The 15,720-nt window shown below is 34.4% G+C and carries 15 protein-coding genes and 2 pseudogenes; 7 read left to right on the plus strand and 10 right to left on the minus strand.

Annotated elements, in window-relative coordinates; translation table 11 throughout:
• Window positions 1-38: 38 nt before the first annotated feature.
• Entirely contained in the window at window positions 39-719 is a 681-nt protein-coding gene (locus NSQ69_RS23820) for a DUF7003 family protein (RefSeq protein ID WP_002034480.1), read from the minus strand.
• Between the two features lie 192 nt (window positions 720-911).
• Between NSQ69_RS23820 and NSQ69_RS23825 the strand changes: the two are divergent.
• The 3 genes and pseudogenes from NSQ69_RS23825 to NSQ69_RS23835 form a co-directional block, all read left to right on the plus strand.
• Window positions 912-1,160, plus strand: a pseudogene (locus NSQ69_RS23825) (Rpn family recombination-promoting nuclease/putative transposase); the annotation flags it as partial.
• Window positions 1,161-1,763: 603 nt separating this feature from the next.
• Window positions 1,764-3,590 carry a group II intron reverse transcriptase/maturase gene (gene ltrA, locus NSQ69_RS23830; protein WP_341099888.1) on the plus strand — a complete coding sequence of 609 codons (1,827 nt, stop codon included), beginning with the start codon at window positions 1,764-1,766 and terminating at the stop codon, window positions 3,588-3,590.
• A gap of 73 nt (window positions 3,591-3,663) precedes the next feature.
• A pseudogene (locus tag NSQ69_RS23835) lies at window positions 3,664-4,410 on the plus strand (Rpn family recombination-promoting nuclease/putative transposase); the annotation flags it as partial.
• A gap of 39 nt (window positions 4,411-4,449) precedes the next feature.
• Here NSQ69_RS23835 and NSQ69_RS23840 read toward each other — a convergent pair.
• The 3 genes from NSQ69_RS23840 to NSQ69_RS23850 form a co-directional block, all read right to left on the minus strand.
• On the minus strand, window positions 4,450-5,214 hold the full coding sequence (locus NSQ69_RS23840; RefSeq protein ID WP_341099747.1) for a hypothetical protein: 765 nt from the start codon (window positions 5,212-5,214) through the stop codon (window positions 4,450-4,452).
• Between the two features lie 422 nt (window positions 5,215-5,636).
• The gene (locus NSQ69_RS23845) at window positions 5,637-5,816 is read right to left on the minus strand and encodes a hypothetical protein (protein WP_033709536.1); all 180 of its coding nucleotides are present in this window, start codon (window positions 5,814-5,816) and stop codon (window positions 5,637-5,639) included.
• A 75-nt stretch (window positions 5,817-5,891) separates the two neighbouring features.
• On the minus strand, window positions 5,892-6,239 hold the full coding sequence (locus NSQ69_RS23850; RefSeq protein ID WP_002129615.1) for a YxeA family protein: 348 nt from the start codon (window positions 6,237-6,239) through the stop codon (window positions 5,892-5,894).
• 217 nt (window positions 6,240-6,456) lie between these two features.
• On the opposite strand from NSQ69_RS23850, the gene NSQ69_RS23855 reads away from it, so the two are divergent.
• Entirely contained in the window at window positions 6,457-6,915 is a 459-nt protein-coding gene (locus NSQ69_RS23855) for a helix-turn-helix transcriptional regulator (protein WP_002191017.1), read from the plus strand.
• Window positions 6,916-6,939: 24 nt separating this feature from the next.
• The gene (locus NSQ69_RS23860; protein ID WP_002129618.1) at window positions 6,940-7,323 is read left to right on the plus strand and encodes a hypothetical protein; all 384 of its coding nucleotides are present in this window, start codon (window positions 6,940-6,942) and stop codon (window positions 7,321-7,323) included.
• Between the two features lie 50 nt (window positions 7,324-7,373).
• On the opposite strand, the gene NSQ69_RS23865 is transcribed toward NSQ69_RS23860, so the two are convergent.
• Both NSQ69_RS23865 and NSQ69_RS23870 read right to left on the minus strand, forming a co-directional pair.
• Window positions 7,374-7,973: a DedA family protein gene (locus tag NSQ69_RS23865; protein WP_002191018.1), complete on the minus strand. Its 600-nt coding sequence runs from the start codon at window positions 7,971-7,973 to the stop codon at window positions 7,374-7,376.
• On the minus strand, window positions 7,973-8,551 hold the full coding sequence (locus NSQ69_RS23870; RefSeq protein WP_341099748.1) for a class I SAM-dependent methyltransferase: 579 nt from the start codon (window positions 8,549-8,551) through the stop codon (window positions 7,973-7,975). Before NSQ69_RS23870 ends, NSQ69_RS23865 begins: the two co-directional genes overlap by 1 nt.
• A gap of 308 nt (window positions 8,552-8,859) precedes the next feature.
• Between NSQ69_RS23870 and NSQ69_RS23875 the strand changes: the two genes are divergently transcribed.
• Window positions 8,860-9,318, plus strand: coding sequence for a hypothetical protein (locus tag NSQ69_RS23875; protein WP_001064712.1), 459 nt, complete (start codon window positions 8,860-8,862; stop codon window positions 9,316-9,318).
• Between the two features lie 65 nt (window positions 9,319-9,383).
• Here NSQ69_RS23875 and NSQ69_RS23880 read toward each other — a convergent pair whose 3' ends face one another.
• Both NSQ69_RS23880 and NSQ69_RS23885 read right to left on the minus strand, forming a co-directional pair.
• Window positions 9,384-11,333, minus strand: a complete 1,950-nt coding sequence (locus NSQ69_RS23880) for an ABC transporter permease (protein ID WP_033731526.1) — start codon at window positions 11,331-11,333, stop codon at window positions 9,384-9,386.
• A complete protein-coding gene (locus NSQ69_RS23885) occupies window positions 11,320-12,090 on the minus strand; it encodes an ABC transporter ATP-binding protein (RefSeq protein ID WP_000859658.1) in 771 nt (256 codons plus the stop codon). The genes NSQ69_RS23880 and NSQ69_RS23885 overlap by 14 nt, the downstream gene beginning before the upstream one ends.
• 305 nt (window positions 12,091-12,395) lie before the next feature.
• Between NSQ69_RS23885 and NSQ69_RS23890 the strand changes: the two genes are divergently transcribed.
• Window positions 12,396-13,268, plus strand: a complete 873-nt coding sequence (locus NSQ69_RS23890) for an AraC family transcriptional regulator (RefSeq protein ID WP_243514074.1) — start codon at window positions 12,396-12,398, stop codon at window positions 13,266-13,268.
• A gap of 65 nt (window positions 13,269-13,333) precedes the next feature.
• On the opposite strand, the gene NSQ69_RS23895 is transcribed toward NSQ69_RS23890, so the two are convergent.
• Complete coding sequence (locus tag NSQ69_RS23895) at window positions 13,334-14,908, minus strand: putative ABC transporter permease subunit (RefSeq protein WP_341099749.1); 1,575 nt, start codon at window positions 14,906-14,908, stop codon at window positions 13,334-13,336.
• Window positions 14,898-15,614, minus strand: a complete 717-nt coding sequence (locus NSQ69_RS23900; protein ID WP_002167491.1) for an ABC transporter ATP-binding protein — start codon at window positions 15,612-15,614, stop codon at window positions 14,898-14,900. Before NSQ69_RS23900 ends, NSQ69_RS23895 begins: the two co-directional genes overlap by 11 nt.
• Window positions 15,615-15,720 lie beyond the last annotated feature (106 nt).

Raw genomic sequence — 15,720 nt, forward strand, 5'->3', positions numbered from 1 at the left:
TTTTTAGTAAAAATGCGCTTTGATCTACTCTTTCATTTTTAATATGAGTTTTCGTAATCAAACTCCACCCAATTTTTCCAATGCGTATTAGCATCCTTATCTACAATAACACTTGGATCTTGCTTCTCTATCGCTGCAGCTACTGATTGGAAGAATTCATTTTCACTTACTTTCTCTTCTTCAACATGTTGCCACTCTTCCGTTTCATAAGCTACTTCCCAATCACCTTTTAAACCGAACTCTTCTAAAATTTCTTCTTTATCCCACCATAATAACTTTCTAGCTTCGTCATTAGCAGCAAGCATACGCATGAAATATGTCGGATAAGACTCTTTCGTTTTCACTTCTATTCCATTATTCGCATAATCTTCTTCTGTAAATTGATATTCAAAATGATGATCGCGAATTTTTAAACTACCGTTATGAATATCCGGCATAAATTCACCTTTATTATCAAATAATTCATAATCTCCATCTTTTACTTGCAAAATACCGTCATCACCAATTGAATGATTCATTCTATCGCCATATACTTGAATATCATTAAATACGCCTAATGAACCTACACCGACAATTTGAAACACCATTAACCAATCCTTAGTATCTTTAAAGAAAAGAGAAAATTTCACTTGCGAAATATCCATATATTCATTATCAAAGGCAGGAAAGTCATAGTTACTTTGCTTTCTATCTAATAGCTTCAAAATATCTTTTTGCATATGTATCACCTTTTCCTCAATATAAACAAAAATTTTTTTTTTGATTTCACTAGAGTATAACATAGACATACTTGCCTTTTATTTTCTAATAATACTACTAATAAAATAGCAGAAGGGTCTGTTTGCATGCCCCAGTTCTTTTTAGATACAATGAAGGAAAGAAGCAACCTGATACAAGGGAGAGAAAAAACTGTGTTCAACCAACAGTTAGTTAATTTACGCATTGATTTTGCATTTAAACAATTGTTTGGTACGAATGGTAGTGAAGATATTCTAATTGCATTTTTAAACGCTATGTTACAAGAGTCTTTAGAGTCGCCCATTGCTTCTCTACAACTAGAAGATCCACATTTACATCGGGAATATGAAGAGGATAAGTTATCTATTTTAGACATTTCAGCGACATTAAACACAGGAACAAAAGTAAATGTAGAAATACAGGCGCGACAAGAAGTCGCTTCATAATAGTGCGTATCCATAGGGATACGCTATTCTAGTTGTCAAGAATATTTCCACCCGAAACAGCGTTGCTAGTAATGGCAGGGTTGGTTGCATGAGGGGATGCATAAGGAAGCGATGAACGTACATTCAATCCGTGCTAGGGAAAGATGAGAAAGGTAAACGACAGTGAATTTTCTTAAGCTTCGTTACTATGAACCTAATGAAAGACGTTGATACATTGGGATTGCGGATGAGAAAAGTGGACTTTGTATGCCGCTGAGGGACAACCTACATATCCGTCGGAGTAGTAGAAGATACCTTCCCTCATCGTATCTATTAGAAGTGGAACTTGGTAAGCCCTATATAATCTGTACGTTGTACAGTAAGGATGTCGTAAGGCAGAATGACGTTATAGAGGGTATGGGATGTTGGAAAAAGCGAAAGTCGCAAAGTCGAAAGATAACAGGAACTCATAACTGTGCGAATAGCATTCAAGGAAAAAAAAACCTTAATGATGCAACCCGAAAGGGTGCAGACTTCCAACAGGTCTTCAACACGAAAAAAAGCGGAAAGAAACTTTTGCGGAAAGGAAGGAATCTAGTTATGGATACAGCTCACAAGGCGTCGGCTATTCCTTCACTTACAGATTGGTTTACAATCCAGTGGAAAGAAATCGAAAGGTATGTAAGGAAGTTACGACAACGAATTTTTCGTGCCAAACACCAAAATCAAAGTAGAAGAGTGAGAAAATTACAACGCCTTATACTTCGAAGCAAAGCGAATCTATTGTTATCAATTAAAAGAGTTACACAAATAAACCGTGGGAAGCGCACAGCGGGTATCGATGGAGAACGTATATTGACAACTAGGTCTAGGATCGCATTGTTTCAGAAAATGAGCCACCAAAATATTTCATCACATCGTCCAAGAGCAGTAAAGCGTATACACATTCCAAAGAAAAATGGGAAATTACGCCCGTTGGGCATTCCAACAGTTAAGGATAGAATTTGGCAAAATATCGCCAAAAACGCTCTGGAACCAGAGTGGGAGGCAGAATTCGAATCCATTTCGTACGGATTCCGTCCGAAGCGTAGTGCACATGATGCCATAGCGAATGTCTTTAACAAACTAAACTCCAAAAGTAAAAAAGTTTGGGTATTTGAAGGAGATTTTGCCGGATGTTTCGATAATTTAAACCATGACCATATCTTAGAGAAAATTCAAAACTTCCCAGCAAAAGAGGTTGTTAGAAGATGGTTAACATCCGGGTATGTAGATAATGAAGTGTTTCATCCTACAACATCGGGTTCTCCTCAAGGAGGAGTGATTTCACCTCTCTTGGCTAATATCGCTTTACATGGTATGGAGAAAGAGCTCGGTATTAAATACAGTAAGAGTAACACAAAAAGACAAGGTACTACCTATAATATTCATGTCAAATGCACAAAGGCAATGGTTCGTTACGCAGATGATTTTATCATCACTTGTCAAACAAAAGAAGAAGCGGAAGCTTTGTATCAAGAATTAGTACCATATCTTGAGAAACGCGGAATTACATTAGCAACAGATAAAACCCGTGTTACTCACATTACTGAAGGTTTTGATTTTCTAGGTTTTCACATTAAACAATATGTGCAAGACAAGAATAAATTGTTAATTAAACCGTCAAAAACAAGTATTCAAAAAGCCAAAAAGAAAATAAAAACAACTTTCCAAAAATTGAAAGGAAAATCTGTTTATACGCTATTAACAAACCTAAATTCAGTAATCCGGGGGTATGTGTATTACTGGAGGCATGTAGTATCGAAAAGGGTGTTCTCATCCATGGACTACTTTATATGGGGAAATGTTGTACGACATGTAAAACATTTGCATCCAAAGAAAAGTTGGAAATGGATTGTAAAACAATATTTTCGAAAGCCCAAACATGGAGGACATGATAAATGGGTTCTCACCTGTCCAAAGACACAGTATCAAATCTATAAAATGATTTGGACTCCTATTGCAAGACATATTGGAATAAAATATAAGAACAGCCCAGACAATCCCGAACTCTCTGATTATTTTGCTAAACGAGATAAAAAAGATTTTGATAACAATAATACGCTAACTCGAATTAAAATCGCAAAGAAACAGAAATATATCTGTTCAATGTGTAAAGAGGCTTTACAAAACGGAGAAGCATTAGAAGTACATCATAAAGTTCCTAAAGCTTATGGGGGGACAAATGAATATAGTAATCTTCAACTTCTACATACATCTTGTCATATTCAACTCCATCAAAAGCATCCTATCTGCCGAGAGAGAGCATATATTTACAAGAAAGTGAACAAGCATATTTCATTAACGCCTCGAGAAAGAATTCAGGTAATAGAATGGCGTATGATGGATGACGAACGACTAGCTGTTTGGAATAAAAAGAAGGCTTGAGCCGGATGTTTGGAAACGGACAAGTCCGGTTCTTAGGGGAGAAAGAGTCCGTGAGGACTCCGACTTACCCGACCTCAATAATAATCACGATATGATAAAACGTAGTTTATATTATTGGGGAAAATTATACACATCCCAATTACAAAAGGGCATGCCATATAGCTCACTGCATAAAACCATCACCATAAATTTATTAAACTTCATAATGTTTTCAGAACAAAACGCCTTCCATTCAACGAGTATATTATGGAATACACAACAACAGAAACTCCTAAGTGACGACATAGAAATTCACATTGTAGAAATCCCAAAGTTAACAGAACAATGGCATGAAGAAAAAGTAAATCCGTGGAAAGATCCATTTGTTCGTTGGCTTTTATTACTTTCAGCAAATGAGGATGAGCACTTAACTAAAACATTGGAGGATATTGCTATGAACCAAGATCCTATTTTACAAAAAGCGATAAATAAATGGGAACGTATGAGTCAAGATTCTTCTTTCCGACAAGCCTATGACGCAAGGGAGAAAGTTTTAATGGATGAAGCAGCAAAATTCGCCCACGCAGAGACAGAAGGAATAAAAAGAGGAATGGAACAAGGAATAAAAAAAGGGATTGAACAAGGCATTGAACAAGGCATTGAACAAGGCATTGAACAAGGCATTGAACAAGGCATTGAAAAGGGTCGAAAAGAAGGGGTTCAGCAGGGGAAAATTCAAATGATTAAAAATATGTATGATCTTGGTATACCACTTGAAACGATTACTAAGGCAAGTAAATTAAGTGTGCATGAGGTTGAGCGTATTTTAGGACATAAATAGTAATAAAAAAGAGCTTGAATGGTTTCAAGCTCTTTTTTATCAACTTTCCTCAATTCTTTCCATCTTCCAAACTAAATTATCTGGATTGTTTTTCTCTAAAAAGGTTAACATCCACATAGTTTTTCCTTTGTCGTTCATCAACATCACTTTATGGTTTAACTTCCAAGCCACGTCACTAACATAATTAGACATTTTATACATATCTTCTTCTCTCATAAGCTTTTCCTTTTTGATTAATCGTCTCGTTCTATACTCCCTTATTTCTAAGTATATATCAGCATAAACCACTTCATGCTGCCAAATTATACTACATACATATTTTTTATTCGGACTACTCTTCTTTATATATACAAGTTCATTTTTATAATCCAAATCCAGTACCTTATTGTATGCCTTTTCTAACATCTCTATATCCCAATCACATTCCACAGCTAAACTCTTCATTTCAGTATGAACGATTTGAAGTGCTAATTCTTTTTTCTCTCTATCTGATAAATATGGAAAATCCTTTACACTCCCACACTCTACAAACACATTCATATATTCAGGAAAAATTCGATATTTCTTCTCCCACTGATTTAATAATGAAATATCATCCACACAGTAAATCAAGATAACTTTTTCATAGTCTGTTCTTAACTTTGACATATGTCGCTCGTATAAAGAAGTAATACAGCTCGTTTCTTTTAAAAAAGATATCTCTTCCTCATAGTTACTCGAGGATGTTGATTGTAATATCTCTAGACTGCTTATATTCTCTTTTCTCTTTAGAAAACTTAATCGGATATCTCTTATAATCGGCATTTACTCTCTCCTTCTTAATTCTACGAATATATAATTGATTCTCTAGCGCCAACTAATCAATTTCAACCCATCCCATTCCCATATAGAGAAATAAAAGCCCCACTACAAAAAAGAGCGCACCAATTAAAAAGTAGAACGGTGCACCTCCCTGCAGCGTATCACAAAATAGCCCTAGAATGTTTTGTGCTACTACTGTCCATTTATCTTTTTTTGAATCTTTTTCTTTTATTTATTTTACAAACCTATAAATACTTAGACCAATAAAAATGATGCCTATTAATAGGCACCCTACTATGATAAGAATTTCCAAATATAACACTCCATTTAAACCTTGCTATGTACACCCTATTTTAAATAAAAAAGCGAAAGAGAACATCATTTTCTCTTTCATTTTTCTGAAATCGCAATGTGATTTTTTATAGTTAAAATGTTACATTGCATTTCGAACAAAAAGGAGCAGAATTGCCTCTCCTAATTTTCGCATCACATTTTGGACAATATACATATCGTTCTTCTATCTTTTGTCGCTCTATCCTATGTAAGGATACTATTCTCATACTACACATAAATCCAATTAAAATAAGACTAACAATGAGTAGCATCATTCTTGCCCCCTCCCACTACACTTTACCATAAAATAACAAAACCGATTCCTTCATTAAGAATCAGTTTTATACTTACAGTCCTAACTTAGCCTTCGCCCCATCAGGAATTTTATCTATCGTTACTTGCACTTTATCACGCAAGAACTCGCCTCTAGTAAGCACATGCCAGTACGAACCTTTTTGTAATTCATCTACTCCATCAATTGTAACTTCTTTTTCCTTACCATTTTCATCATAAGCTTTCACTTTATATTCACGACCTTTATCTCCACCTAACTCTTTGCCATCTGTATCAATTATTGCATAATGATCCTCTATATCAAGAAAGGGATTCATTTGATCTAGCTTAGCGCTCCCATTTAATAAATATACCGCTCCTGCCATGATGACAAGTAACGATGCAAGGATAAATCTTTTCATCTATATTCCACCTTTCATTATGTTTTTCTATAGGACGTTTCTAAATATAGAGTGTATTTCTTAATAAAAACTTGTACGGTTTCTTAACATTTTCTTAAACTAAAAGGGAACTATTAATTAGCAAGATCAAAAAAATAAAAAGTGACCCTTTACACCATTATTGACATTTTTACACCTATAGTGTAATTTTACACCATACAAGAGAGGGAGATGTATGATGGACAAGCAAGAATTTATTGGATTAGTCAATTCAAAATTAAAACTCATTCGTGTTGAGAGCGATTTATCACAAGATAAAATGTCAGAAATTATTGGTTTATCAAAGAAAACATTAGTAGAAATTGAAAAGGGTAGACGCACGCTAACATGGGCAGGCGCAGTTTGTGTCGTAACACTCTTCGAACAGAGCGATACAGTTCAAATGACCTTCGGGGATGATGTGAATGAAATTATAAAAACGATCGCTTTTACACACTACAATACGAACTTCCCGAAGACTTTAGGAGGAAAAGTATGGTGGCGACAAATAAAAGAATTAAACGGTTACCAAATCCAACAAAATATTTTATCACAACATTATAGAATTTTAGATACAGAAGACCGCAGAATATGTCATTCATTCGAATTGGATGAAATTGAACAAAGATTTACGGAAATGGCAAACTCGTCTCAATAAAATAAATTTCGGAGTATAATTCAAATGAAAAAACAGACAAATATCACGATTTTAAATACGTTAATCATTAGCACCTTAGTATTTAATTTGTTTATTTTCACATCGAGAATGAGCTTTTTACCTTGGTATATTGAAGATGGATGGGGATATTTAGGATTATTATTTACATCCTTTATTTTCTTACTTTGCTTCTTTCAATCTTCGAAGCTTCATAAAGATGGAAAGTTAACTACGCTACAAAAGTTCATTCCACTTGCTTCTGCCGCACTTTCAATCTTTGTTCTTATCACTCCATCAAGTGATTTTATGACTATATTAGCCAATCTGATCAATACAATCATATTAACAATTTATATAATTGTATTTCAGACAATGCCTAATGTAAGCAATAAGAAGCTATTACATTAAAGGGGAGAGTTATTCTACAAAATAACTCTCCCTAAGTATAAACCTCTATTCTACTTACTCATCACTGTATTTCTTCTTTGCTTATACAAATAAGCACCACTCGCAATAACAAAAACAATCCCGCCAAAATACGCGCCATACTTTATCGCAACTGCTACAATACTTTCAATATGTTGTCCAAATAAAGAACCGAGCACAAAATAAACAAGTGTCCAAACGAACCCTGTCGTATAGGAATATAAAGCATACGTCTTAAATGACATGTTATTCATTCCAACTAAATACGGCACAATATGTCTTACAACAGGTATGAAATAACTTGTAACTAACGCATAATGACCGTATTTTTCAACCATCTGTTGCGATTTTAAAAGATATTTTGCTTTTTTCTTTTTCATTAGCTTATCAAGTACTTTCGTACCAAATACTTTTCCTATTATATAACCTAAAGAAAGCCCTGATACAACGCCTAAATATGTTAAGACAAAAGCGGGAATTACATTTAATATGCCTAATGATGATACGAATCCACCACTCATTACAATCATTTCATCTGGAATCGGCATACCGATAATACCAAGCCATAAACAAAAAAATAGTGCCCAATAACCATACTGCTCAATGTATGACATTAATTCATGTAGCTCCATTATGCATATGCTCCCCTTAGCTCTTTTTTACAGCTAAAGACGTAAGCTGGCGGGAAATTGAACCACACTTTTTCTAGTGTAATTTCAGGGAAGAAATGCTGTATAAATCCTTTTTTCACAAGTGAATATTGAAATGTAATAAATTCTCCATTCTCATGTATCGTTTCCATTACACTGTTTAAAATGCGCTTTGAAACCTCTTCTGGTAAAGAAGTGAAAGGCAATCCCGATAAGACGTAATCAATACATTCTATATTCAATTGTTCCATATACTTCTTTATATTTTCCGCTGAGCCGTGTATAACAATCACGTTCTGCTCATCTTTAAATTTTCTCTTTAACTCTTTGAAAAATACTTCATTAATTTCAATAAGAAGAAATATTGTCTCCTTCTTCTTTCTCTTCATAATTTCTTTCGTAAAGGCTCCTGTACCAGGCCCTAGCTCTACAATGCATTTCGCTCTATTAAAATCAATTACATCTACCATTTTCTTTGCTAATATCTTTGAACTTGGCGCAATCGCACCAGTATGTTTCGGATGTTTAATACATTCATTTAAGAATGTTATGAGCTGCATGTAACTTCTCTCCATTCGTTCAATAGTTTTTAACTTGTGTTTAAGTATAACTATCGTTTCTTAACAAATATTGAGGAGATTTCTTAAGATTTTATGAAGATGAAGGAAATCTTCATCTTTACTATAAACAAACATAAAAAATTGAATTCCAAAGATAAGCGAATCAAACATATACAAATAAGTCAGCTTGTTTATTTACCATGAATGATCATGTTCCTACTCCGATTTTGTATAGCGAAGTTACTATTTTTATGTTAGAATCCTCTAAGATATTTGAAATTAGTATAGAAATCATTTTTGGAGGCTTTATGAATAATCAAAACGATAATAAATCAAATGCATTATTTGCAGCTATACAAATAGTGCTACCACTTTTATTACCTATTCTTGTCCCTACATTTTTAATAGTGGGAATGAAAAAGTGGATGCCCGATGAAGTTAAGTATCCAAGCATAATATCATTGTTCGCATTATGTATGGGATTTTTCATAGTAGGAATTCTCTTCTCTATTGTTTTACGTTTATGTAAATTATCTGAGGAAAAATTAAAGGAATTAGGATTTTTAGGATTTACACTTTCGGCTGTTAGCACATTTCTAAGTTTTTATGTAGGTTACTTTTGGTTGGCAGACCTTAACTTCACATCAGTTGAGTTATCACCTCATGCCGTATTAATTTTCGCTATTCTATGTACCTTGCTATTGGAAGGTATTTTTAAAGTAATGGACATGTTTGATAGTTCGGACGAAAATAAAGCTCACGTATAGACAAAAAAGCATTCGACTAACATGTTAGTCGGATGCTTTTTTACTAAGATAAAACAACTCTTTCATTACTTCGCGCTCACAATCTTATAATAAGAGCGAACTGTTAAGAAGTAATATCCGATATAAATAACGCTGTATACTCCGATACTAATTAGAAGCGGAATCATAATTTCAAATGGTAGTATGTTCCCTAAACCTTTTAATGCAAACAAACTGTGTAGAATTCCGATTACTAGTGGAATTGCAAAGATAAAGCTCACTTGTTTTGCAATAGCTTTTTTCATTTCTTGTTTCGTTACACCGACTTTATGAAGGACAACGTAACGCTCACGATCTGCACTTGCTTCTGTTAGCTGTTTGAAGTAAATAATAGAACCTGTTGCTAGTAAGAATACAAGTCCTAAGAACATTCCGATGAACATCATTAGTCCAGTTGCTTCAAGTCCCATATGGAAACCAGTATAGAAGTCTCTAAATGGTGGTGCCATTTCTGATTCACTAGCTGGCATCACTTTTGTTAATTTTTCTGTTAATACTTTACTGTTTCTTTCATCTTTTACATCAATATTTTTTACAACACGTGTTCCAAATGCTTGCTTCGCCTGTTCATACATTTCATCTGAAACGACAACAACTAATTCACCTAAGTTCGTAATTGCATTATTATTTGCACCTTGGATCGTCAATGTCTTCGTTTCATTTCCAATTTGGAATACCGCTTTATTTCCTTTATATTCAGGGCTAAACTCATACCCTTCAATATAAGAACTATCATATATAAATGCTTCGCCAGTAGCTATATTCACTGTTTCCGCATCGATTTTTTTCGCAAGTTTGTTGAATTCAGATTGAGATATAAATTGATATTTCTCTGAGATACTGTAGTTCATATTAAAGATGAAATCGACTTTAGCTCCTTCAAACTTTCCTTTTACAGGAACCATCTCAACTTCAAATTGATCTTTTACAGGGTGATTCTCTTTCTCTTCAGCAAAAATCGCATTTACTTTCTTATCTAGTTCTACATCTTTCTTCTCATAAGAGTAGCTGTATGGTGCAACTGCTTTTGATTGTGTAAATGTGTTGTAATACATCGTAACTGACGTACCAACCGCCGTTAATGTTACTGCACTTAAAATAGAAATTGTCGCAAGTGACTTTGCATTTCCTTTAATACGATATAGTAACTGTGACGTCGTTATCATATTCATACCGTTATAAAACGATGATTTATTATTTCTTGCACGTTTCAATACGAATACTGTAAAGAACATAAATAGTAAATACGTACCTAATACTGTCGCAAGTAATATATAAAGTGCGACTGCCATAAAGTTTGCATACATAACTGCCTTCATAAACATTAACGCTAAGAAATAACCTGAGCCGATTAAGAAAACTGAAATTAACGCCATAATTACGGATCCTTTTGGCATTGCTTCTCCTTCACGCTCTGCGCGGAAAAGTTCAATTAACTTAAAGCGATAAATTAAACGATACCCTTGAAGTGATGTATATAAAATAATCACAAAGAAAATAATTGCTGTATCAATAATCGCAGCCATCGGTACTTCAAAATGAACATTTAAGTTTAATCCCATCATACTTACTAGTAGTTCAAGGAATAGTTTCGAAAGGACGCTACCGATCGCAATCCCGATAATTAAAGACATTAATCCCATTAACATATTTTCATAAAAGAGCATTTTACCGATCTGTCTTTTTCGGATACCAAGTAACGAATATAGCCCAACTTCTTTTTTACGTTTTCTTGTAAAGAAACCGTTCGAATATATAATAAACACTGCTACGAAAATGATTAGCATTACACTGGAAACTTGGAATGCACCGCTAATCTTTTTTGATGCTTCCGCTGCTTTTTCCATTTGTGAATTATATTGCAGTGCTTTAAATGTAAAGTAAATTACGATACTAAATATCATAGATGCAAAATATACAAAGTAGTCTTTAAAGTTCCGCTGTATGTTGCGGAGGGCAATGCTAGATAAGGTCATCGGCCATACCTCCAGAAATGGAAGACATTACGTCAACGACTTTTTGGAAGAACTGTTTACGTGTTAATTCACCACGGTGTAATTCTTTATATAACTCACCATCTTTAATGAAAATAACTCGTTTACAATAACTAGCCGCAAACGCATCATGCGTTACCATTAAAATTGTAGAATTATCATATTCATTTAACGACTTCATACTTTCTAATAAATCTGTCGCTGATTTAGAATCAAGTGCTCCAGTCGGCTCGTCCCCAAATATCATACTAGGACTTGTAACGATCGCACGCGATGCTGCACAGCGCTGCTTCTGTCCACCGGATACTTGATATGGGAACTGACTTAAAATATGATCAATACCGAATTTCTTTGAGATTTCAAGAACGCGGCGATCAATCTCACTCGCTTTCACCTTTGATAACGCAAGAGGTAACGCAATATTCTCTTTCACCGTTAACGTATCTAATAAGTTATAATCTTGGAAAATGAACCCTAAATGATCACGGCGGAATAACGCTAGCTTATCATCGTTCATCTTCACGATGTCTTTTCCATCAATTAAAATCTCACCGTTCGTCGCATTATCAATTGTAGAAAGAACATTTAAAAGAGTCGTCTTACCCGAACCAGAAGGTCCCATAATTCCAACGAACTCACCTTCTTTTACTTGTAAGTTAATACCTTTTAAAGCTGCAAATTTATTCCCACCTGTGTCATATACTTTTTCAATATTTTTTGCTTCTAACACTGTTTTCATCTCGACATCCCTCATTTCTTCTATTCTCTATTTTCAACTATATACACTCTCTACTCTTGCCACTATCGATGTTTCTTACACAAACATGACAGTTATGTAAGGCACATAAGTAAAGACATCAGAATTTAACCTAATGTACTAAAGTACTTTGTTACTATAACATTGGGATATCATGCCATCCATTCATTCTCCTTACAGGAACATTACAATTTTGTAAGGTTAAAAATGCCCCCACAAAGTTGTGCATGAAATGTCGGATGGAGCTATTTCGTTCCTGATATTCTATATACAAAGGAGGTCATATAATGGATTCACTTAAAAATATGAATGCGGCAATGCAGTATATTGAAGACAACCTTACACACGAAATTGATTTTAAAGAAGTCGCAAAAATAGCTTTCTGCTCCGAATATCATTTCAAAAGAATGTTTTCTTTTCTAGCTGGCATATCACTATCAGAATATATTCGCTGTAGACGTCTTACCCTTGCTGCCTTTGAACTAACAGATAGCAATGCAAAAGTCATTGATGTCGCTATAAAATATGGCTACAACTCACCAGATTCATTTACACGTGCATTTCAAAATTTGCACGGAATAACGCCTTCAGAAGCTCGCAGTACTAGTCGTTCTTTGAAAGCTTATTCACCAATGACCTTCCAACTATCCATTCAAGGAGGAAATGAAATGAACTATCGAATTGAAGAAAAAGGGCCATTTCAAATCATTGGTATACAAAAACGAGTACCGATTGTTTTTAATGGGGTAAACGAAGAAATTGCTTCTATGTGGAAAAGTTTAGACAGCCAATCAATCGACATATTAAAGTCCCTTTCAAATATTGAACCTACAGGCATTATTAGTGCTTCTACGAATTTTTCTGAAGGAAGAATGGAAGAAAAAGGCGAACTCGATCACTACATTGGAGTTGCCACAACGAAAACTTGTCCAGAGCAATTCACACAACTTGAAGTATTAGCTTCAACATGGGCTATATTTGAAGCTGTCGGTCCATTTCCTGATGCATTACAAAATGTGTGGGGACGTATTTATTCCGAATGGTTCCCTTCTTCGAACTATGAACTAGCGGAAGGACCGGAAATATTGTGGAATGAAAGTAAAGACGTATCATCGCCGAATTTCAGAAGCGAGATATGGGTACCTGTTTTAAAAAAGTAATATAAAGGTCTAAAATTTTTCAAAATAAAGAAGCTGCTCTTCCTCTTTAAAGGAAAAGCAGCTTTTTATTTTATACTTCTTCTCGACTCGTTCTTATACAAGAAAATAGTAATAATCGCAAGCACTATAATAACTACCAAAGTAAATACTCTATAGTTCGAGATCGTAGCAGTACCGATTAACAAGGCAGGTATAACAGCCGTAATTAAGCCACCAAACATACCGACAAACGATCCTACACTTTGTTTTACTATTTGAGTTTCTGATACCCAATCATAATAACCAAATCGATTATTAATAAAAATCCCCCATACTGCCGAAAAGAATGAATATGTTATCGGTGTTATTACGATGAAAAGAGAACTCCAAACATCTAGTTTTAACCCTATTATCAGTAATACAGCACTAATAAGTGATGCAGGTATACTTAATGAAAGATTCATAAGAATTTTACTGTCATAAATCATCTTTGGCGCTATAGGCAACGACTTAATAATCCATACATTTTTTCCTTCTAATGACAATGATACACATGTTGTACACGTCATCGAAATCGCTGCTGCAATAGCAAATGGCGCAACCTTTTGCAACAGGGTCTCAATTCCAGGGTACGCTATTAATTGACTTGGTCCTACTACAACTATAGCTAGCGAGAAAGCTATCGCCATCACGACTCCCATTCCACTATTTATGACATACACTGTAGAAGAGAAGAAACGTTTCAGCTCTTTTTTATACAATGCGACCAATACACTTTCTTTTCTCATGCCATGAATCTCATAATTTGAAAGCATATGATAAGTGGTAATCTCTGTATTTATTTGCTTATATTTTAACGAAAGTATTTTTACAAAAAGATAATACCAAATAACTGATATCCCAACGAATAGGATGAAAGCTACAATATCAGCATGAACAATTGCTTGTTGAAACATGTTAGCTAGTGGATACACTTTAGTTAATTGCTCCGAAACAATTGCACCAATCCCGTTCATATCATTAAGGCTATATTGAGCATTTCCGTTTTTTAGCATAAAGAAACCGAATGTAATAATTACTATGAAACTTAAAATCGTAGTTATTTTATTCGTATTTTTAAATTTAGAAGCGATTGCCGTAATCGCAGCTCCAAAGACCGCTGCGATTGTTGTTGGAATTAAAGATGCTATAAACATACTGACGAACCACATAAAGTAAAAAGAAACTGATGGCTTCTCATGTATGCCATAAACAACCCCCATCGGTAGCATGATTATGATTGAAAAGATCGTATTCAGCAAATATAAATACAAAAATCTACTTGTAATAATAGTACTTACACGAATCGGTAATGACATTAAAAGATCGTAATCCTTAAAAGCAAAAATTTCTCCATTTGCCTTAAATATAGTGAAAAACAACGTCAATACACTGCTAATAACTAGTGCATAAACTGGGATAATTTCACTTATTCCTAGTCTCACCAACCCATATGCCGAGGCCCCACAATATAGCATTAACATGACACCAACTAAGGCAATAGATGCTGACAGTAAAATCTTATTCTGCTTCTTCTTTTTATCTTTTTCGTATTTAAAAGTATTTAAACCAAGCTGCGTTATCAAGCGGATTTTTAAAAGACCTAGACTACTAATATTCATTAGCAAGCTCCTTCATAAAGAGCTCTTCCAATGATCCTTCCTTTATTAAAGAATTCACTTCCCCTGAAAGTGCTAATTTCCCTCTATTAATCATCGCTATTTTATTACATAACTTCTCCGCCACATCTAAAACATGCGTAGAAAAGAAAATCGCACTTCCCTTTTCACAAAGCTCCTTCATAATACCTTTCAATACTACAGCAGCCTTTGGATCAAGACCAACGAAAGGTTCATCTAAAACTAATAATTTCGGTTTATGCAAAACCGCTGATATAATCGCCACTTTTTGTTTCATACCATGTGAATAAGAAGATATTAAATCACCTAGGTACGGTGTAATCTCAAAAGCATCTCCATACTTTTGTATCTCCTTTTCCCGATCTTTTGCAGACACTTTAAACACATCCGCAACAAAGTTTAAATATTGAATTCCTGTTAATTGCTCATATAAATCTGGATTATCGGGAATATACGCCACTACTCTCTTACATGCAATCGGATCCTTTTTTACTGAATATCCATCAACAAAAATTTCACCCTCTTCAAAATCTATAACTCCAACTAACGACTTAATTGTTGTACTTTTCCCCGCACCGTTATGCCCAATAAATCCAAAGATATCTCCTGCTTGAACAGTAATATTTAACTGATCTACTGCTTTTTTGCCACCTTTGTATGTCTTGCTAAAATTTATAATTTCTAACATGTGATTTCCCCCAAACTATCTCTCGGATAAAAACAAAATATTCAGATTATCAAGCTTTTAATTTTACTCAGCAAGTTTTGTTTGTTATCCTCACTGAGTATTAGAA

This window comes from Bacillus sp. FSL R10-2201, assembly GCF_038008665.1.
Lineage (GTDB): Bacteria > Bacillota > Bacilli > Bacillales > Bacillaceae_G > Bacillus_A > Bacillus_A mycoides.

Coding starts and splice junctions, on each gene's coding strand:
- NSQ69_RS23840 (WP_341099747.1), bottom strand. CDS start 5,214: ATGCCGATTATAAGAGATATCCGATTAAGTTTTCTAAAGAGAAAAGAG.
- NSQ69_RS23885 (WP_000859658.1), bottom strand. CDS start 12,090: ATGAAAACAGTGTTAGAAGCAAAAAATATTGAAAAAGTATATGACACA.
- NSQ69_RS23850 (WP_002129615.1), bottom strand. CDS start 6,239: ATGAAAAGATTTATCCTTGCATCGTTACTTGTCATCATGGCAGGAGCG.
- NSQ69_RS23875 (WP_001064712.1), top strand. CDS start 8,860: ATGAATAATCAAAACGATAATAAATCAAATGCATTATTTGCAGCTATA.
- ltrA (WP_341099888.1), top strand. CDS start 1,764: ATGGATACAGCTCACAAGGCGTCGGCTATTCCTTCACTTACAGATTGG.
- NSQ69_RS23890 (WP_243514074.1), top strand. CDS start 12,396: ATGGATTCACTTAAAAATATGAATGCGGCAATGCAGTATATTGAAGAC.
- NSQ69_RS23855 (WP_002191017.1), top strand. CDS start 6,457: ATGGACAAGCAAGAATTTATTGGATTAGTCAATTCAAAATTAAAACTC.
- NSQ69_RS23860 (WP_002129618.1), top strand. CDS start 6,940: ATGAAAAAACAGACAAATATCACGATTTTAAATACGTTAATCATTAGC.
- NSQ69_RS23865 (WP_002191018.1), bottom strand. CDS start 7,973: ATGGAGCTACATGAATTAATGTCATACATTGAGCAGTATGGTTATTGG.
- NSQ69_RS23880 (WP_033731526.1), bottom strand. CDS start 11,333: ATGACCTTATCTAGCATTGCCCTCCGCAACATACAGCGGAACTTTAAA.
- NSQ69_RS23900 (WP_002167491.1), bottom strand. CDS start 15,614: ATGTTAGAAATTATAAATTTTAGCAAGACATACAAAGGTGGCAAAAAA.
- NSQ69_RS23845 (WP_033709536.1), bottom strand. CDS start 5,816: ATGCTACTCATTGTTAGTCTTATTTTAATTGGATTTATGTGTAGTATG.
- NSQ69_RS23820 (WP_002034480.1), bottom strand. CDS start 719: ATGCAAAAAGATATTTTGAAGCTATTAGATAGAAAGCAAAGTAACTAT.
- NSQ69_RS23870 (WP_341099748.1), bottom strand. CDS start 8,551: ATGCAGCTCATAACATTCTTAAATGAATGTATTAAACATCCGAAACAT.
- NSQ69_RS23895 (WP_341099749.1), bottom strand. CDS start 14,908: ATGAATATTAGTAGTCTAGGTCTTTTAAAAATCCGCTTGATAACGCAG.